19 protein-coding genes are annotated in these 17,730 nt (G+C 43.4%); 4 read left to right on the top strand and 15 right to left on the bottom strand.

The window, feature by feature from the left end; translation table 11 throughout:
• Window positions 1–215 precede the first annotated feature (215 nt).
• Window positions 216–587, top strand: coding sequence for a hypothetical protein (locus RM368_RS05950; RefSeq protein WP_322693208.1), 372 nt, complete (start codon window positions 216–218; stop codon window positions 585–587).
• Window positions 588–635: 48 nt separating this feature from the next.
• Here the strand turns inward: RM368_RS05950 and RM368_RS05945 are convergent, their stop codons facing one another.
• From RM368_RS05945 to RM368_RS05895, 11 genes are all read right to left on the bottom strand, one after another.
• The gene (locus tag RM368_RS05945; protein WP_322693207.1) at window positions 636–1,574 is read right to left on the bottom strand and encodes a cation diffusion facilitator family transporter; all 939 of its coding nucleotides are present in this window, start codon (window positions 1,572–1,574) and stop codon (window positions 636–638) included.
• Between the two features lie 157 nt (window positions 1,575–1,731).
• The gene (locus RM368_RS05940; RefSeq protein WP_322693206.1) at window positions 1,732–3,945 is read right to left on the bottom strand and encodes a xanthine dehydrogenase family protein molybdopterin-binding subunit; all 2,214 of its coding nucleotides are present in this window, start codon (window positions 3,943–3,945) and stop codon (window positions 1,732–1,734) included.
• Complete coding sequence (locus RM368_RS05935; protein WP_322693205.1) at window positions 3,942–4,925, bottom strand: xanthine dehydrogenase family protein subunit M; 984 nt, start codon at window positions 4,923–4,925, stop codon at window positions 3,942–3,944. The genes RM368_RS05940 and RM368_RS05935 overlap by 4 nt, the downstream gene beginning before the upstream one ends.
• On the bottom strand, window positions 4,912–5,535 hold the full coding sequence (locus RM368_RS05930; protein WP_322693204.1) for a (2Fe-2S)-binding protein: 624 nt from the start codon (window positions 5,533–5,535) through the stop codon (window positions 4,912–4,914). Before RM368_RS05930 ends, RM368_RS05935 begins: the two co-directional genes overlap by 14 nt.
• A 465-nt stretch (window positions 5,536–6,000) precedes the next feature.
• Window positions 6,001–6,342: a cupin domain-containing protein gene (locus RM368_RS05925; protein ID WP_322693203.1), complete on the bottom strand. Its 342-nt coding sequence runs from the start codon at window positions 6,340–6,342 to the stop codon at window positions 6,001–6,003.
• Window positions 6,343–6,362: 20 nt separating this feature from the next.
• Complete coding sequence (locus RM368_RS05920; protein ID WP_322693202.1) at window positions 6,363–7,547, bottom strand: Gfo/Idh/MocA family oxidoreductase; 1,185 nt, start codon at window positions 7,545–7,547, stop codon at window positions 6,363–6,365.
• Window positions 7,548–7,685: 138 nt separating this feature from the next.
• On the bottom strand, window positions 7,686–8,855 hold the full coding sequence (locus RM368_RS05915) for a zinc-dependent alcohol dehydrogenase (protein WP_322693201.1): 1,170 nt from the start codon (window positions 8,853–8,855) through the stop codon (window positions 7,686–7,688).
• 163 nt (window positions 8,856–9,018) lie between these two features.
• The gene (locus RM368_RS05910; RefSeq protein ID WP_322693200.1) at window positions 9,019–9,408 is read right to left on the bottom strand and encodes a hypothetical protein; all 390 of its coding nucleotides are present in this window, start codon (window positions 9,406–9,408) and stop codon (window positions 9,019–9,021) included.
• A gap of 62 nt (window positions 9,409–9,470) precedes the next feature.
• Entirely contained in the window at window positions 9,471–10,640 is a 1,170-nt protein-coding gene (locus tag RM368_RS05905) for a zinc-dependent alcohol dehydrogenase (protein ID WP_322693199.1), read from the bottom strand.
• Between the two features lie 124 nt (window positions 10,641–10,764).
• On the bottom strand, window positions 10,765–11,463 hold the full coding sequence (locus RM368_RS05900; RefSeq protein ID WP_322693198.1) for an SRPBCC family protein: 699 nt from the start codon (window positions 11,461–11,463) through the stop codon (window positions 10,765–10,767).
• Between the two features lie 100 nt (window positions 11,464–11,563).
• A complete protein-coding gene (locus RM368_RS05895; protein ID WP_322693197.1) occupies window positions 11,564–12,661 on the bottom strand; it encodes a DJ-1/PfpI/YhbO family deglycase/protease in 1,098 nt (365 codons plus the stop codon).
• Between the two features lie 478 nt (window positions 12,662–13,139).
• Between RM368_RS05895 and RM368_RS05890 the strand changes: the two genes are divergently transcribed.
• Window positions 13,140–13,538, top strand: a complete 399-nt coding sequence (locus tag RM368_RS05890) for a DUF6335 family protein (protein ID WP_322686197.1) — start codon at window positions 13,140–13,142, stop codon at window positions 13,536–13,538.
• On the opposite strand, the gene RM368_RS05885 is transcribed toward RM368_RS05890, so the two are convergent.
• A complete protein-coding gene (locus RM368_RS05885) occupies window positions 13,539–13,958 on the bottom strand; it encodes a response regulator (RefSeq protein ID WP_322693196.1) in 420 nt (139 codons plus the stop codon). It lies immediately after the preceding gene.
• Window positions 13,959–14,548: 590 nt separating this feature from the next.
• Here RM368_RS05885 and RM368_RS05880 point away from each other — a divergent pair.
• Window positions 14,549–14,704, top strand: coding sequence for a hypothetical protein (locus RM368_RS05880; RefSeq protein WP_322693195.1), 156 nt, complete (start codon window positions 14,549–14,551; stop codon window positions 14,702–14,704).
• Window positions 14,705–14,869: 165 nt separating this feature from the next.
• On the opposite strand, the gene RM368_RS05875 is transcribed toward RM368_RS05880, so the two are convergent.
• A complete protein-coding gene (locus RM368_RS05875; RefSeq protein WP_322693194.1) occupies window positions 14,870–15,673 on the bottom strand; it encodes a peroxiredoxin-like family protein in 804 nt (267 codons plus the stop codon).
• 264 nt (window positions 15,674–15,937) lie between these two features.
• Between RM368_RS05875 and RM368_RS05870 the strand changes: the two genes are divergently transcribed.
• Window positions 15,938–16,135, top strand: coding sequence for an NblA/ycf18 family protein (locus RM368_RS05870; protein ID WP_322693193.1), 198 nt, complete (start codon window positions 15,938–15,940; stop codon window positions 16,133–16,135).
• A gap of 395 nt (window positions 16,136–16,530) precedes the next feature.
• On the opposite strand, the gene RM368_RS05865 is transcribed toward RM368_RS05870, so the two are convergent.
• Window positions 16,531–16,962, bottom strand: coding sequence for a GFA family protein (locus tag RM368_RS05865; protein ID WP_322693192.1), 432 nt, complete (start codon window positions 16,960–16,962; stop codon window positions 16,531–16,533).
• A 249-nt stretch (window positions 16,963–17,211) separates the two neighbouring features.
• Complete coding sequence (locus RM368_RS05860) at window positions 17,212–17,580, bottom strand: hypothetical protein (RefSeq protein WP_322693191.1); 369 nt, start codon at window positions 17,578–17,580, stop codon at window positions 17,212–17,214.
• Window positions 17,581–17,730 lie beyond the last annotated feature (150 nt).

The following is a 17,730-nucleotide window of genomic DNA, read 5'->3' as shown; positions in this document are numbered from 1 at the left end:
TATGCCAATACATTGGTCTGTTATGCCAATACATTGGTCTGTTATGCCAATACATTGGTCTGTTATGCCAATACATCGGTCTGTTATGCCAATACATCGACCTGTAATCTTAAACTATCCTTTTTAAGCTTGCCCGATCTAAAAATTTCATCTTACTGATAAACTTATTTGTTTTAATGGGTACATTAAATGTACAACTTACTAAGTATGCATATATGCCTCCCCAAAATACAACCAACCGTTTGCGTCCTCTACTGATTAGTCAAGATATTGACTCATTCCACGGTTTACAAACCGTCAGCACTTACAATACAACTCGTGCTGATGCCTCATCTGCTAATTTACAGGAAGCTTATCAGGCAATGTTGATTTCTCAACAAACCGAAACTGAGAAACTAGCTTTATACCGTGCGGCTGCTGATGCTGCCCGATTAGCAGAGTGGGAATTTCATAATGCCGTATTAGCGATGAAAGAAGTTGTACGCGGGCAATATGGCTCGGATAGCGATCAAGCTCAAGCTGTGGGATTGAAGAAAAAATCAGACCGCAAGCGTCCTTCGCGGAAAAAGACAGTTGCGATCGCGTAACTGCCTGCTGGAAGCGATCGCATTTGCAGTATTCGGCGTTGTATGCAATTAATCTCTTGCGCTCATATTTTGCATTTGCTGATTGCTCGATCGCTCCAACTCCAAATCTTCCCAAGAAACTGGATCTTCTACAGGTTCCAAATGAGTTGTAACGTGGGTTGAAGGTAGCACTCGAACAATAGCAAGCTCAATTGCTTCGCATAAATCATGCCCTTGTTGCACTGTCCAAGATCCAGGTACAAGAACGTGAAAGGAAACAAAGCGACGGGTTCCAGCAGCGCGGGTTCGCAAGGCATGAAACTTGATGTCTTGACCTTTGTACTCGTTAAGGATGCTCTTGATTGCGTCAATTTCTTTTTTAGGTAAAGCTGCATCCAGTAAGGCGCTACTGGTTTCCCGCAGTATACGAAATCCTGTCCAAGTAATATTTGCTGCTACTATCAGTGCAATAATTGGATCGAACACGAGAGCGCCTGTTAGCTTGACGAGAAAGATTCCAACTACTACACCTGCCGAAGTTACTACATCAGTAAACAGGTGATGAGCATCAGCTCTGAGTGTAATGGAACGCAACCGTCGCCCTGCTCGTAACAAGATAAAGGCAACAACGCCGTTGATTGCGGTTGCAAAGAGGGAGAGCGCCAACCCTAATCCTAGCTGTGTTAATGGTTCTGGATGCAGCAAGCGTCCCCAAGCTTCAACAGCAATGCTGATAGCGGCTATTACAATCAATGCACCTTCTGCACCACTGGAGAAGTATTCGGCTTTAGAATGCCCAAAGGCGTGTTCGGCATCGGCTGGTTTATCAGCATAGGTCAATGCCCATAGAGCAACCAATGCTGCCACGAGATTTACAATTGATTCAATAGCATCTGAGAGCAAACCTACTGACCCGGTTAGCAGGTAAGCGCCAAACTTTAAGGCAATAGTGATGATTGCTGCTGCAATCGATAAGAAAGCGTAGGATCGGGCTGTTCGACTACTCATCTCGGTCGCGGACGTAATTACAGTGATTCCGAGATAAGAGTACCAAATTTTACTTGAGCGGTCATCAGTCCTGAGTCTTCGACTGATTGGTATTTCAAGACGCGATAAATTTAAGACGCGATAAATCGCGTCTCTACAAGTGTTGCGATCGCCATATCTACAGCAGTTTATCTAAGGTAATTGGCAAATCGCGGATGCGCTTACCTGTGGCATGATAGACAGCATTAGCGATCGCTGCCGCAGTGCCGGTAATCCCAATTTCACCAATTCCCTTAACGCCAAGGGGGTTGATATGTGGATCGCGTTCATCGACAAACAACACCTGAATATCGGGAACGTCTGCATTCACTGGTACGTGATACTCAGCTAAATCATGGTTGACAACGCGTCCTAGATTCGGGTCTATGAGCGTGTGTTCCATTAGCGCCATACCAATACCATAGATAATCCCACCAATCAGCTGACTGTTGGCTGTTTTAGCATTGAGGATGCGTCCGACGCCAAAAGTTCCCACCCAACGCGATATTCGCACTTCGCCCAAATCAGGTTCAACGCGCACTTCGGCAAACTGCGCTCCAAATGAGTGCATTGAGAACTTTTTTTGTTCCTCTCCAGGCTTGGCATCTGCACGCGCTTCGAGCATTTTCATCCCATGTCGTGCCAAGATTGCCTGATATGTTTCGCTGGCGGAGGATTTATTTTTTAAGAAAAAGCTGCCATTTTCGGCAATCACATCCTCAGCCTTTGAACTATAAAGGGGAGATTTTCGATCGGCAAGTGCTAGTTGTAAAAGCTGACTGCGTGCTTGATTTCCCGCTAAATGCACGGCTGAACTGACACTGGCGGCAGTTTGCGAACCACCAGAAATGGGGGTTTGTGGCATCTTGGTATCGCCTAATTCAAACCGCACTTTCTCAACTGGTAAACCGAGTGCCTCAGCTGCAACTTGAGTCATCACAGTATAAGTTCCCGTACCAATATCTTGGGAACCGCTTCGCACCACGGCTGTACCGTCTGCCATAATTTGAGCGATCGCTGATGCTGGAGAACGGTTAGTAGGATAAGTAGCTGTCGCCATCCCCCAACCAATTAAATAGTTGCCATCTCGCATCGAACGAGGCTTGGGATTGCGCTTTTGCCAGCCAAACTTTTCTGCTCCCAATTTGTAGCACTGGATAAGTGACTTGCTCGACCAAGGGAGTTTTTTACTGGGATCGACATCAGCATGGTTACGCAGACGCAGTTCCACCGGGTCGATATTAAGCGCATAAGCTAGTTCGTCCATTGCCGATTCTAAGGCAAACGACCCAGATGCTTCACCTGGGGCCCGCATATAAGTTGGTGTTCCTTGATCGAGCTGAACCAGATGATGGCTAGTTTCGATATTCGGGCTAGCGTAAAGCATCCGGGCGCTTTTACCAACAGGTTCGATAAATTCATCGAAAGTTGAAGTTTGCGAAATCCCGGTGTGTCGCAAAGCAGTCAATTTGCCATCGCGGGTTGCACCGAGAGAAACTTGTTGAATTGTCTCCGGTCGAAAGCCCACAGGCCCGTACATCTGTATGCGTCCCAAAACTAATTTCACTGGGCGCTTAACTTGCTTTGCGGCGATCGCCGCTAGCGGCACGTGCGACCAAGCCGACCCTTTGCAACCGAAGCCACCGCCCACATAGTAAGACATAATGCGGACTTTCTCAGGCTCAATTCCCAATACCTCCGCAACTTTTTTTTGAGTCGAAAAAATTCCCTGAGTTGCGTCATACAGCAGCAGTTCATCGCCTTGCCAAACTGCTGTTGTGGCATGAGGCTCCATTGGATTGTGATTTTCCACTGGGGTGGTATAGGTTTGCTCGACGCGGACAGCCGCCGCCGCTAGTCCCTGGCTGACATTTCCATGCGCTAAATCGGGCGGCTCATCTCTAGGGATTTTACCTTTAGGTAAGTATGCCTTTGTGAGATTCTCCCGCATATTAATGGTTGGTTTCTCTTCCTCATAGCGAACTTGTACGAGGGAAGCAGCATACATCGCTCGTTCAAAGGTATCGGCAACCACAACACCAATATGCTGACCGCTATACAGCACAACGTTATCTTGCAGGACTTGCACCTTATGACCGCCGCCCTTTTCTCCAGAAGCTTTGGGCGCGTTCAGGTGGGTAATTACTGCTAATACACCCGGTACTTGTTCCGCCGCCTTGGTATCGATTTGGGCAATTTTACCTTTAGCGATCGCACTTTGAATTGTCACGCCATAAGTCATTTTTGCTACTGGAAACTCAGCCGCGTAACGTGCGCCACCAGTTACCTTCAGGTATCCATCAACTCGATTGAGCGGTTTGCCGACAACTGTATTTTTATCCCCTGTATTCATGCCATCCCTCCCACTGTTGTCAGCGCCTTAACGATTGTGCGTTTAGTCAGTTCGACTTTAAAGCCGTTGTATTTTTGAGGTTTAGCGCCGGCGATCGCAGCGTTTGCAGCTGCTTGAAATGTTGCCTGATTGGCAGGCTTGTTCAAAAGTATTTTTTCCGCTTCCAAGGCACGCCAAGGCTTTGTGCCTACGCCACCAAGGGCAATCCGTGCCGCGCGAATGATGCCATTTTGAATATCTAATGCAGCTGCAACCGATGTCATCGCAAAGGCATAGGAGGCGCGATCGCGGACTTTTAAATAGTGCGATCGCCTTGCGAAGTTTAAAGCAGGTAAATCAACGGCAACAATTAACTCTCCGTGTTCTAGAACGGTTTCCCTTTCTGGAGTTTCGCCAGGTAAAAGATGAAAATCTACCAGCGGAATACTGCGCTCTCCCCTCGGGCCGCGTGTTTGCACAACGGCATCGAGTGCGATCATTGCCACCGCCATATCAGAAGGATGAGTGGCAATACAGCGATCGCTACCGCCAAGAATCGCGTGAATCCGGTTGTAGCCCTCAATTGCCGGACAACCTGAACCAGGAACGCGTTTATTGCAGGGGAAGGCGGTATCGCGGAAGTAGTAACACCGGGTACGTTGCAGCAAATTTCCGCCCACTGTCGCCATGTTTCGCAGTTGCGGTGATGCCCCAGACAGCAATGCCTCTGATAGCACAGGATAACGCTCTTGAATCAGCGGATTATAAGCAACATCGCTATTGCTTGCCGTTGCTCCAATCCGCACACCGTTACCCTGTACTTCTATCTTGCTCAGTGGCAGTGGGTTAATGTCAACCAACTCTCTTGGGTTCTGGACATTCAGCTTCATCAAATCGATAAGGCTAGTACCACCAGCTAGATATGAGGCTTGAGCATCTGGAGTAACCAAAGCCACGGCATTCTCTGCCTGTCCTGCTTTCTTATAGCTAAACGGCTGCATCTTTTTTTCCCTCTAAGACATCGCGGACAGCAGCCACGATATTTGGATAAGCACCGCAACGGCAGATATTGCCGCTCATTAATTCGCGAATATCGGCATCTGACTTGGCGTGTCCCTCGTTCACCAAACCCACCGCCGAACAAATCTGTCCTGGCGTGCAGTAGCCGCACTGAAACGCATCGCGGGCAACAAACGCGGCTTGCATCGGGTGCAGATTATTTCCTTGTTCCAACCCTTCAATAGTTGTAATTTTTGCGTCGGTGTGCATAATTGCAAATGTCAGGCAGGAATTAATTCGTTGCCCATCAACCAGCACCGTGCAAGCACCACACTGACCATGATCGCAACCTTTTTTAGTACCAATTAATCCTATGTATTCCCGAAGTGCATCAAGTAAGGTAACACGCGGTTCAATTTGCAAACTATGAGGTGTTCCATTCACTTGTAGCGTCACCTTCACAGTTTCAGAAGTGGAAGTTGCCAGCATTGGGGTAGTTTTTTTTACTTGAGTTTCTGCTACAGCTTTCTCTACAAAATTAGCGATCGTAGCCGCTACTGTGCTGAAGACCATCAATTGACCCAGCTTGCGGCGTCTTAAGACAAACCTCATTTGTTCGCTCCATTCTGTTTTTGTTAAAAATATTGAGTAATTATCTCTGCTGAAATTATTGATAGAAAACCAGACTTGCCAAAAAGCATTTTCTCTAAAAAGACATTGTTAATAGAATACAATTTCGTCTTGTTCTGTCTCTCTATCAGAAGATTTATGCCATAAGTATTATTTATAATTATCAAAAGAAAATTAATATCAAGTCCGGGTAATTAGTTATGATTTTCCCCAGTCATTGCACCCCACCCTAACCCTCCCCTTGTAAAGGGGAGGGAACTAGATTTGTTTTTCCTCCAATATATCGGGGGGATTAAGGGGGGTAAAAATCACAGCCGAATACTTTTAAAACAACCCCTAAGCTGCAAAGGCACAGTAAAAAGGAGAGCAATATTCTTGTTCCCCTACGAATGCTTTATATTCCATGTCATTGAAAGTGGCTATAGGTTTTTAGCGAGCGATCGCAAATCAGTTTTCGTCTCGCCCGTGAACTTGCGCAGGTGGACTAGTTGCTTCAACAGCAGTAAATGATTCTAAAATTTTATAGGTGTGACTAGCTCCTTTTGGTACTACCCAAGAACTCCCAGGTTCTAGTAAAATCGTTTGCCCTTCAAGATGCAATTCTGCACGACCAGTAATTACATAACCAACAGTTTCATATTCCCGTGCTGTTGGCTCTTTAGGTTCGTTCGGTTCCTCATTTTCCCACAGGCGCATGGAAATGGTTTTGCCAGATGCAAGATATTTCTGACCAAGTTGGCCTTTAGGAGAATTGCTAGAGTCTACTTTGATAACGGTTGTATCAGACATATTTTTTGCCTCTTTTACTTTTAAACTTTGATTGTTTTGCCAGTGCGAGCTGCTTGGTAAATTAGTTGCATCAGCCTGACATCTTGCAAGCCTTCCTCACCGGGAGTTTTGGGCTGTTTATTCGCCATGATGGACTCGGACAAATGATCCATCTCTAGAGCGAATTGGTTCTTTTCCTGAATATTCTGTTCTTCACTACTGTTTTTGCGTTTGATTGTCAAGCGATGTTGGTAGTAGTCGGTAGCTGGATCTAACTCTAAGACTGCATCTGAACCAAAAACTTGGATACGCTTGGTATCTGCATAGCCGTAGCTTGACGTGCAGTTAGCAAGCACACCACTAGGAAAACGCAAAACGAAGTTGACATTTTCCTCAACTTCCCGAAAGCGGGGGTCGCCAGGGGTGCTGTACATCATGGCGCTAATTTCTTGTGGTTCTTCGCCTGTAATGTATCTAGCAGCATTCAAGCTGTAGATGCCTATGTCATAAAGAGAACCGCCGCCAGCTAGTTTTTTTTGTGCCCGCCAACGATCTGCGGGATCTTTGGGGTCGAGGTTGCGTCCGTGGTCAGAGGTTATAGTTTTTAGTTTACCGAGTTTGCCGCTTTGTGCAAGTTCGATCGCAGCCAGGTTGTAAGGTTCATATTGAGCGCGGTAAGCAATCATCAATTTGCGATCGCCTTTTTTGGCAGCAGTAATCATTGCTTGGCATTCCTCGACAGTAATAGCCATTGGCTTTTCGCACATGATATGCTTACCAGCTTGGGCACCACGAATACTGTATTCGGCGTGTAACCCATTAGGTAAAATGATATAAATAACATCAACCTCCGGGTTATTGCGGATGGTATCGTAGTTCTGGTAATTGTAGATATTTTTTGAGTTAACCCCGTATTGCTGGGCTATGCCTTCAGCTTTGGCGCGATCGCCACTGACTAACGCTACCAGCTTTGAACGCTTACATTCACCAAACGACGGAATAATCTGTTGCGTAGCAAATTTTCCCAAGCCAACAATAGCCCATCCTAACTTTTTTTCAGGAGGCATAGATGGTTCTTTGCCTGGTGCTGGCCCAGCTTGGGCTAAGGTACGATTAGGTTTAAAAATAGTACCTGCTACCCCAAAAGTACTGAGTGTAATTAACCCAAAACCTGCTTTGTGTAATATAGTACGACGCGTAAATTGTGATTTTAGTAAATCAAACATGGAAGGTTAAGTGTTAAGTGTTGGGGCACTGGGCATTGGGAAGAGGCACAGGGGTAGGGTGAAGTTTGCAGAGGGGAAAGAAGGTAATTTTGTATTCTCCCCCTTGCTCCTTGCTCCCTGCTTCTTCCCCATTCCCCACTACGGTTTGAGTACTACTTTGATGCAGTTATCTTTCTTGTGTTTAAAAATTTCGTAGCCGTGCGGCGCTTGTTCTAGAGGTAAAGTATGGGTGATAATAAACGTTGGATCGATATCACCGTTTTGGATGTGTTCTAGCAAAGGTTTTAGATACTTGTGGACATTCGTTTGTCCCATTTTGAAGGTTAATCCCTTGTTCATGGCAGCACCCATCGGGATTTTATCTAAAAAGCCACCGTACACACCCGCAAGTGATACGTGACCACCTTTAGCAGCAGATACTATTACTTGCCGTAATGCTGTCGGACGGTCTGTTTCGAGACGTACTGCTTGCTTTACCTGGTCGTACATCGCCATAAAATCTGTACCATGTGCCTCCATTCCCACTGCATCAATGCAAGCATCGGGGCCACGACCGCCAGTCATTTCTTTGAGTGCTTCGCCTATATTCACTTCTTCGTAGTTGAGAACTTCTGCTTTGCCGTATTCTTTAGCCATTTGCAGACGTTCGGGAACCCGGTCAAAGGCAATTACCCGTTCCGCACCTAGCATATATGCGCTTCTGATGGCAAATTGTCCGACTGGACCACAACCCCAAACGGCGACAATATCACCAAGTTTGATGTTGCAGTTCTCGGCTGCCATGTAGCCTGTGGGGAAAATATCTGTTAAAAATAGTACTTGCTCATCCGTTAAACCATCGGGAATTTTGAACAAGCCTACATCGGCAAAAGGTACTCTTGCATACTCTGCTTGACCGCCAGCGTAACCGCCTAATAAATGAGAGTAGCCAAATAGACCTGCTGGCGAATGTCCCATTTGCTTTTCTACTAACCAAGCATTGGGGTTAGAGTTGTCGCACAACGACCATAAATCCCGATTGCAGAAAAAGCAGCTACCGCAAGATATAGTGAAGGGAACAACAACGCGATCGCCTATGTTCACATTTTTAACTGCACTTCCCAGTTCTACGACTTCCCCCATGAATTCATGACCAAGGATATCGCCCTTTTGCATGGTGGGAATGTAGCCATCATAAATATGCAAATCTGAACCGCATATTGCCGTAGAAGTAATTTTAACAATGGCATCGCGTGGGTTAAGAATTTTGGGGTCGGGAACTGTATCAACCCGCACATCGTTTGCTCCATGCCAGCAAACTGCTTTCATAATATTTAGTCCTTAGTTATCATTTCTGGCTCGTTAATATCAAGATAAATCGAGTATTTATCTTAATTTTGAGACGCGATAGTTATCGCGTCTCAATAACTGCTAAAAAGTTATTCAAGCATTCGACTCAAGATTTACTAACTGTTTAGCTGCTATCTCTGAGTTAGTTCTTAGAAGGAGTGCGATAATAACCTTCTCTACTTCCTTCGTATGATGAAGTTTGATCTCCGCTTCTATTTGTACTAGGATCGAAAAACTCTTTTGTAGCTTCAGGAGGTTTTTCATCCAAGTTTAACTTTTCGCGGATATTATCAACAGCACCTTTTATTGGATTTTGTGATTTCTGGGTATTATTGATTTGGGTATCGTTTCTAATTTCACCTTGCTCATTTGGTACTCCTTTGTAATAAGTACCCTCTGGAGTGTTAACATTAGCCAGTGCAATGTTAGTGTAGCTAAAAGCTTGACCTAGTAAGAACATAAATCCTACGAGGAAAACTACAAGGATTTGGGAAATGCGAATATTTCGTAACCAAGAACTTAGTCGATTCATAAAAAACCTCATTTGCATTATGTTGGGTATACAATTCAAAACCTTAAATGACTATTGATCATTCAGGGTTTAAGAACAACTTTGATACAGTTATCCTTTTTTTGTTGAAAGATGTGGTAGGCGTGAGGTGCTTGTTCTAGAGGTAATTGATGGGTGACAACGAAGGAAGGATCGAGTTTTCCATCCAAAACCATCTGCAATAACAAATGCATATACTTCTGTCCATGCATTTGTCCCATTCTGAAGGTTAGGCCTTTATTAAAGGCTGCACCCAATGGTATTTTGTCTACAAAACCACCATAAACACCCATAATTGAAAGAGTCCCGCCTTTACGACAGGCGACCATCATTTCCCGCAGAACGTGAGGACGGTCGGTTTCCAATCTGAGCTTTTGTTTTGTCTGGTCGTAGAAGTCTTCTAAACCAACGCCGTGTGCTTCTAAACCCACTGCATCGATGCAAGCATCAGGCCCACGACCACCAGTCATCTCTTTCAACGCTTCGCCAGCATTAACTTCTTCGTAGTTAATCACTTCTGCTTTGGCAAACTTTTTCGCCATTTCCAGGCGTTCGGGAAAGCGATCTATTGCGATCACTTTTTCGGCTCCCATCATGTAGGCGCTAATCATGGCAAACTGTCCAACAGCACCGCAACCCCAAACGGCTACAGTATCACCCGGTTGGATATCGCATAATTCTGCACCCATATAACCTGTGGGAATAGCGTCGGAGATGAATAACAACATCTCATCCGGCAAATCTGGCGGAACTTTGACGACACCCACATCAGCAAAGGGTACACGGATATATTCGGCTTGTGCGCCTGCATAACCACCCAACATATGGGAGTAGCCATAAATGGCTGAGGTAATATTGCCAAACAATTTTTCTTGAATCCAACCATTGGGATTGGAGTTATCGCACAACGACCACATATCACGTTGGCAATAATTGCAATTACCACAGCCAATTGTGGAAGGAACAACAACGCGATCGCCTATTTTTAAATTGTTGACTCCTCTACCAACTTCCACGACTTCCCCCATGAATTCGTGACCAATAATATCACCCTGTTGCACTGTAGGAATATAGCCGCCATAAATATGTAAATCGGAGCCACAAATCGCCGTGGAAGTAATTTTAATAATCGCGTCGCGGGGGTTAAGAATTGTCGGGTCTGGTACTGTCTCCACCCGCACATCATTAGCACCGTTCCAGCAAACTGCTTTCATAATTATTAGTCCTTAGTCATTGGTCATTAGTCATTGGTCACTTGTACTGAGCAAAACCGAATTATTAGTCATTGGTCATTCGCTTTAGGCAAAGGACAAATGACAAAGGACAAAGAACAAATAACTAGCTGCGTCCAGAAGGTTGACCTTCGGTGGTGGCAATTTCACCTGCTTCCATTAGCATTTTGAAGCGGCGCAATTCATCACCAATTTGCTGTTCTGGTTCTTCGCCAAAAAGTTTAGCTACGGTAGCTGCCAATGCTCCACCTGGTGGGTTATACTCCAAAACAACCTTGACTTCCGTGCCGCGATCGCCTGGTGCTTTTTTAAAGCGAACAAAACCAGAATTATCAACATCTGCACCTTCTACAGAAGCCCAAGAAATAAATTCATTTTCTCGGTCTTCGAGAATATCTGCATCCCATTCTACTGTATTATCCAAAGGTGCATTGGCAATCCAATGAGAACGTTTTTCGTTGTACACCTTGACAGATTTAAGATGTTTCATAAATGTAGGCAAATTTTCAAAGTCGTGCCAAAAGCGATACAATTCTTCTGCCGATTTATTGATAGTTACCGTCTTTTCAACTTTGATAGGCTGGTTTAGACCTATTGCTTCCTGTGCTTTCTGGATTGTGCTTTGCTTGGTTGCACCTTGATAAAGCAAACCGCCACCAGCTAAAGCCGTCAGCGCTCCTCGCAATGAACCTTGCCTTAAACCCATCAGCACCATCGCACCGCCACCGATAAGGGATGCCCAACGCTCTACTTCACTAGCTTCTGGCTGGTTTGTACTTGATTTATCCCCTGATGTTGAAGTCACTTTTTATATCTCCATTACTGTAAATTCACCATAGAGGCGCAAATACCCTCTTCTTTCTTGTGTGTTATTTGCGCCTCTTCGGTAGCCGTCTCAAAAAACCTTACATTGACACAGCAGCCTCTGTAGTCGGCTTAGGAGGCTGTATCTGCCCACCTATGCGCGCCCGATACAACTGTGCCAATCGCTGTTCGTATTTCAATAAATCCTGGTAAATTTCTTTGAAAATAGCTGTTGCTACTGGGTCAGTGTACATTGCACACAAATTGCCAATATCGCCGATACCAGTTTGCACATCCCCCAACGCAGAACGTAACTGATATATATCGTCACTTCCTGTCAAAGCAGTTTTTACCTTGGCATACTGATTAGCAATATTTGCCCCTAAAGACGGTTTTTCACCCAATAGCTGAAGAGAAGTTTCCAGTTTTTGAATGTGGCGCTGTTTATTAGTAATTATTTCTTGAAAGACTGAGTTAACTTCGTTATCTGATTCCTTTTGCAAGTAGTTTTCAAATGCTTCTAGCGAATAACGTTCGCCAGTAAGGGCAGTATTTAAACCTTTGACGATCTCACCTTTAGTTGAGCCACCCCAAGCATCAGCCAGTTTCCACCATTCAGCACTTGTGTCTTTTTCATTTGGTAATGCCGCATCTTTGCCACCATAACCCAAACGGCTTAATATAGCTGTGGTGAAAATTGGCAAGTCTCCAGGTTCGCGGGATGTAATCAAATTCCCATCAACTACCAATGGCTCATCTATATATTTTGCGCCTGCGTTAATCATGTCTTTGGCAATAGCGCTAAAGCCAGTGGCTTGTTTACCTTTGAGCAAGTCGCCTTCAATTAAAACTTGTGGCCCGTGACAAACAGCGGCGACTAATTTTCCTTGTTGGATAGCTTCTTGGACAAAACGTACTGTGTTGATGTTCCGCCGCATTCGATCGGGAGCCATCCCACCGGGAATTATCACCGCGTCAAATTCGGCTGCGATCGCTTCCGTTGTGGTACCGTCGGCTTCTATACTAAGTTTGCCTTGTTTACCCTTATATTTTTCATTCATTCGGGAACCAAGGACTACTACCTCCATTCCTGCTTGTTTTAATCCATTATATGGAACTGTAAATTCTGCATCCTCTACTGCTTGTTCGATTAGGATAGCAACTTTTTTATTACCGGAGTTATTGTTATGTTCAGTCATAAAATGGAATTACGTTTTTATTTCTCTAGTCTTTCAACTAACTACAACAAAAGTTAAATAAGCAGATTATTTATTGAATAAATAATTTTAAATTACTTATCAATCATCCGATCTGCCTTTACTACTCAAATAAGTTTGAGTGTTTAATTGGTTGTTTAGCATTTAGATAAAAAGTATGAATACGAGTGAAAATGCTAAACTTATCATCAAAATTTAATTTTTGTTTGCCTATTTTTGCCAAACAAGAAATAGTTATGAGTGAAAAGCTCGCCAATGAATAATTTCGGTTTAATAACTTTTCACTCATAACTTCAACTACAAGTTCCTTGACCATGAATTCATAGCTACAATCTTATGGTGCGATCGCTAGTTTTGCGTCGTACCCAAGGGATAGATTATTTTCTTAGCTATACACCTCTAGTTAGACAAATTTGTAACAAAAAAACGTTATTGTGAGAATGCAGAAAGGGCTAGTATTATGGCAGAAAAAAATCATAATGACAAAATTAAAAGTAATGATTTGCCACAAGAGATTACCGAATCCTACGGTACTGGTGTGAAAGACTTGCCAGGATACAATATTGGCGGACGCTCTATGCAGGATGAAAGAGACGAGTACACAGAAACTAGTCCCGAACTGACTGGTGGGGATGTCGATGCCTATTGGCAAGATGCAGATGCAGTTGGAGATGAAGCTGTTGGTGGTAGTACTTCCACTCCCGATCAAAATGTCACAGAAGACCTAGAAGCAGCAGTGGGGCTAGAAATGGCTGATTCGGAATTTCTGCATACCAACGATATTTTAGAGGATCGTGATGGCGATCGCTGGGAGTTAGATCCAAAGTCTTCTGAAGATTATCAAGACCGCAGAGAATAATTACCAATGACAAGAAGCAACCAAATTAGCCACTATCTCAACTAGTTCTTCTGGAGCGATCGGTTTAGATATATGAGTGTCAAAACCAGCTTCCAAAGCACGGATACGAGCCTCACTATCAGCAAAGGCTGTTAAAGCAATAGCCGGGATTCGTCCACAACAATTATTTGCTTTAAGCGCCCGGAATTTGGAGATGAAAGTGTAGCCATCCTCCCCAGGCAACCCGATATCACTAATTAAAACATCGGGTTGCAATTCAGACAATACATTGCGTGCATCTGCTGCTGATATCACTGCTATAACTGTTGCTCCATCCATTTCCAAGACAGTAGTGATAAAAAAGCGAGTATCATCATCATCCTCAACGACTAAGATATCTAAACCAGTAAGAGTTCCAGAAGTTTGCATAATAAATGACATTTTATCTATCCTTACTTGCTATATTCGTAATTCGTAATTAAGAGAGTACAGAGCAAGCAGTGATTACAACTACGAATTACGTTAGCGAGTCCGCAAGCGTCATTATCAATTACGAATCATTTTTTACACCCATTAGAGCTTCTTTTAGAGCAGATTTTAGATTTACAAAAGTAGATTGATGTGCTCGGAGTATTGATGAGATACCGAAGCAGGCTCTTTTAACAAGAAATGATTTAACACCATAATTTCAAACATATAGCTTGATGGTTACTACTCCTTTATCTATTTTCCTACTGGAAGACCACTTCGTACAAATGAAATTCAAGCGTCTTTAGAAAGTCTTTACTTATCTCAATTTTCAGCATAATTCAGAATTCAGGAGTCAAAATTCATTCTGAATACTGATTGACAAAATGCGCTTTATCTTATTATACTCTCACCGATGCCCCATACCACAGTCGGTTTGTACCCCAACAAACTGTTTGTCTTCTTTAAGCGAAGATTGGGTTATCAGTCTTCTCGATTCAGCATCAATCGCCTGATAATAATATTTCCTTATTTGATTTTGCGATGCCTTGCATCCGACGATTGTGACCTCCCAGATCCAGCAATTAGGAGAAACCGATTTGTCTTTGTCTTTGGGATATTCAGACCATATCACAAAGCGTTTAGAGATGGTAACAAATGGATATCTGACGCGAGTAACTAAAACTAACTGGTTTATCAGTTCTTCTTTGGATCTGTAACTATTGCCAGGAAAATCATATTGGGGAATAGATGCAAGCGCAGGATAAAATAGTGAGGTTACGATTGATCGGGATAGAACAATTTATTTAAGCATACAAACAAAAAAAGCCAATCATATTGAAGAAGTTTTCAAATATGCTGATACTGTAAAACTACAGCAAAGATTAAAATTGATTCCCAAGCCCAGTTAATTCCGTTTCGATTGAGGATAAAAATGATAGAGGCTGACTCATATTAGCAGCAAAACCTAAAATTCCTGGATCTCGATGTTCGTAAAGTAACTGGCCTTTGGTATCAAACAGAAAAGTTCCACCACGCTGAGTTAAGTAAGCAGAATTAGGTACATAAGTCTGCCAATTGCTGAGAACTTCAACCATATTCCGTAGCCGTAGAGTAGCCAATTCAAAGGGACGTTGAAACCCACTTCCGCCAGCTAATTGAAAAAACGACCCTTTAAAAGCAGGTAGAGGAGTACCTTGAATAATTTCATCATCTTCAATGAGTTGAGGGGCTTGACGATCTCCCCTGTATCCCCGAAAAACTTCTCTTAGCGTTCCAGGACTTCCAAAGCCTGCACACATTAACACTAAATTTAGCCAAGCTTTCTGAGCAGGGGAAAGTCCAGGGAGAGGAAAATTGAGACCTGAATAAAGTTTGAGTTGGTGATGTAGTTCTCCATTAGGTTCAACAAATAAATTTTCCGGTGGAAATCCTGTATATTCACAAAATCTTATTCCAGAGGCGCGATTACCAATTCCCACTGCACGAATAGCGAGTTTTTCATCTGACAATTTTTTAGCTTCGCGCTGTAACCACCACGCATATTCAAGACTATCAAAATCCCCAAGTTGGGGCCAGACTAAAACAAGGATATATGAGGCAGGTTCGCAATTTTCTAGTAGGGGGCGGGTCATGCCATCACTAACACGCTGAAGTCCTGTCTGATTAAGGATAGTGTAAGGATTCATTACAAATGATTACTCGGATATTTGGGGTATCAGTGACACAGGATGTACTAAAGCATTAATATGCGATCGTCTCACGTTTGTAAATATTTTGTTATACTAATTAACATAAGTTCATATTTAGTTTGATACCGCTAAGTAAGGCAATACTCAGTAGGTCGCTTGATGAGTGTATTACTGCTAACAGCAGCTAGGTATGAAAGCTTCTTCTCAAAATTGTCAATATTGACCCTTTAGTTTTCGCCTAGTTGGGCGATTGATCCTGCGATGAATCAACCCATTACATTATCTTTAGAACAAGAATTTCGCCTTAGAGCTTTTGCAGACGTTGTGCAACAGATGTCCCGCGAACAAGCTCAAGAGTTTTTGCTTATGCTCTATAAGCAGATGATAATTCGGGAAAATACTTACCAAGAATTGCTCAAACATCAGTTGGAACTTGATTCAGACTCAATTTTGGGCTAAAGCATACAAGCAAATAAATGTCTTGAATTTTTAGCAGCGACAAAGAAATATTGCTAGAAAAGCTGTGTCGCTGGGAGCTTAGGAAAGTGCTGGAATATACCAGCAGAAGTCCCTTGGGACTCCAATTGACCTGATGTCTGCGTAAAAGTGACTCTACAGCAGTTTTCATGTATTTGAACCACACCTGTACACCTGTCATAGGGGCGCAAGGCCTTGCGCCCCTAGCGCCTGCTCTATTGGCAATCTTTCCAGGACAAGGATCTGAACTGTATCAAGGTTTAGGAATATGCCTTAACCGGAGGTTTAGCATTTTCTACAAGTTAAGGCATTTACCAAGGCTTTCCTGACAATAATTGCTCAGATATCACAGATATGCTAAAAAGTAACTCCAATCTTTACTGCTGTGATTGCGGTGCAAACTGTGCAAATACCTCCGCCCCTGTTAGATTCTTGGTTTCATTGGCAAAACAGTAATATTTGGGCTTTTCATCTATGAATATCTGACGATCGAAAACAAGACCTTCACAGCTATCGAATAGTCCAACGGGTATGAAATGCTGGTTATTTTGTTTGAATTTGTAAAATAGATGGCTACCACACTTCTTACAGAATGCACGCTCTGCCCATTCTGAAGATTGATAAACTTCGATATATTCTTCACCAGAGAAGCTAACATCATTTTCACAGTCAACTACTAACAAAGGTCCTCCACCCCAGTTGCGACACATACTACAATGACATGCTTCTACCCGATCGCTCATACGGGTTGTAGAAACGTTTACTACTCCGCACAGGCAGCTACCTTTTGCAATGTTCACATTAGACATATTGTTTCTCTGCTCCCAAAAATGCGCTTCAATTTGACATTCTTTTTTGTTTTATGCTGGAAGTCTCTGCACTATTGAGTTTAGAGGCTGATACAACTAATTTAGTCGCTTTTTGACGCTGATTTAAATCAACATTGATGTTACATCTCCAATTTAAAAATATGGAGTTTTGCGTCGATCGCGTGGACTGTAACTCAATGGATGGGCTTAGTACCTCAGCCCATCCTACCGTGCTTGAGTGCAAACGTCTTATTTCAGTTTGCAGCTTGCGGTAAGTTCTAGATTGTAGAAAGTCCCTGGTTTGGGATTAATTGAACGCAACTGCTGGACAAAAGCATTAAATGTTGCATTGCTGATCCCGAAGCCAGCTTCAGCACAAGCAGATAAACCTCCTTCGATGGGAATAGATCCAGCCCTGGGACTATATACAATGAATTTATCGACGGTACTAGTGCCGACAGCAGACCCGATAACCTGACGAACTGTTCGCAAAGCAGCATTATCTAAGGAACCACCAATACTGCCAATACTGATATTAACGGCACGACTTTCAGCCACAGCCGGCGCACTAATCGACAATATTGCCCCCACAATCATCAAACAGCTGAACTTCTTCATTTTCCTCTCCTTCAAAAAATTGAAAAACTAATAATTAGGTTTCGATATGGATAAAGTACATCAGAGACTTTACCATGTAAGGTTTTCAGACACTAGAGTGTGTGTAAACTACAAAATCTATGATTCTGAACTTTTGGGTATTACTTCAGC

This window comes from Nostoc sp. DedSLP03 (assembly GCF_034530815.1).
In the GTDB taxonomy this organism is placed as follows: Bacteria; Cyanobacteriota; Cyanobacteriia; order Cyanobacteriales; family Nostocaceae; genus Nostoc.
This window is presented reverse-complemented; position numbering and strand designations above follow the sequence as displayed.

Bases quoted from the DNA above. Each gene is read 5' to 3' on its own strand.
- RM368_RS05910 (WP_322693200.1), bottom strand. From the start codon at position 9,408: ATGAATCGACTAAGTTCTTGGTTACGAAATATTCGCATTTCCCAAATC.
- RM368_RS05885 (WP_322693196.1), bottom strand. From the start codon at position 13,958: ATGTCATTTATTATGCAAACTTCTGGAACTCTTACTGGTTTAGATATC.
- RM368_RS05870 (WP_322693193.1), top strand. From the start codon at position 15,938: ATGAATCAACCCATTACATTATCTTTAGAACAAGAATTTCGCCTTAGA.
- RM368_RS05865 (WP_322693192.1), bottom strand. From the start codon at position 16,962: ATGTCTAATGTGAACATTGCAAAAGGTAGCTGCCTGTGCGGAGTAGTA.
- RM368_RS05895 (WP_322693197.1), bottom strand. From the start codon at position 12,661: ATGACTGAACATAACAATAACTCCGGTAATAAAAAAGTTGCTATCCTA.
- RM368_RS05890 (WP_322686197.1), top strand. From the start codon at position 13,140: ATGGCAGAAAAAAATCATAATGACAAAATTAAAAGTAATGATTTGCCA.
- RM368_RS05940 (WP_322693206.1), bottom strand. From the start codon at position 3,945: ATGAATACAGGGGATAAAAATACAGTTGTCGGCAAACCGCTCAATCGA.
- RM368_RS05925 (WP_322693203.1), bottom strand. From the start codon at position 6,342: ATGTCTGATACAACCGTTATCAAAGTAGACTCTAGCAATTCTCCTAAA.
- RM368_RS05905 (WP_322693199.1), bottom strand. From the start codon at position 10,640: ATGAAAGCAGTTTGCTGGAACGGTGCTAATGATGTGCGGGTGGAGACA.
- RM368_RS05935 (WP_322693205.1), bottom strand. From the start codon at position 4,925: ATGCAGCCGTTTAGCTATAAGAAAGCAGGACAGGCAGAGAATGCCGTG.
- RM368_RS05920 (WP_322693202.1), bottom strand. From the start codon at position 7,547: ATGTTTGATTTACTAAAATCACAATTTACGCGTCGTACTATATTACAC.
- RM368_RS05915 (WP_322693201.1), bottom strand. From the start codon at position 8,855: ATGAAAGCAGTTTGCTGGCATGGAGCAAACGATGTGCGGGTTGATACA.
- RM368_RS05860 (WP_322693191.1), bottom strand. From the start codon at position 17,580: ATGAAGAAGTTCAGCTGTTTGATGATTGTGGGGGCAATATTGTCGATT.
- RM368_RS05950 (WP_322693208.1), top strand. From the start codon at position 216: ATGCCTCCCCAAAATACAACCAACCGTTTGCGTCCTCTACTGATTAGT.
- RM368_RS05930 (WP_322693204.1), bottom strand. From the start codon at position 5,535: ATGAGGTTTGTCTTAAGACGCCGCAAGCTGGGTCAATTGATGGTCTTC.
- RM368_RS05875 (WP_322693194.1), bottom strand. From the start codon at position 15,673: ATGAATCCTTACACTATCCTTAATCAGACAGGACTTCAGCGTGTTAGT.
- RM368_RS05945 (WP_322693207.1), bottom strand. From the start codon at position 1,574: ATGAGTAGTCGAACAGCCCGATCCTACGCTTTCTTATCGATTGCAGCA.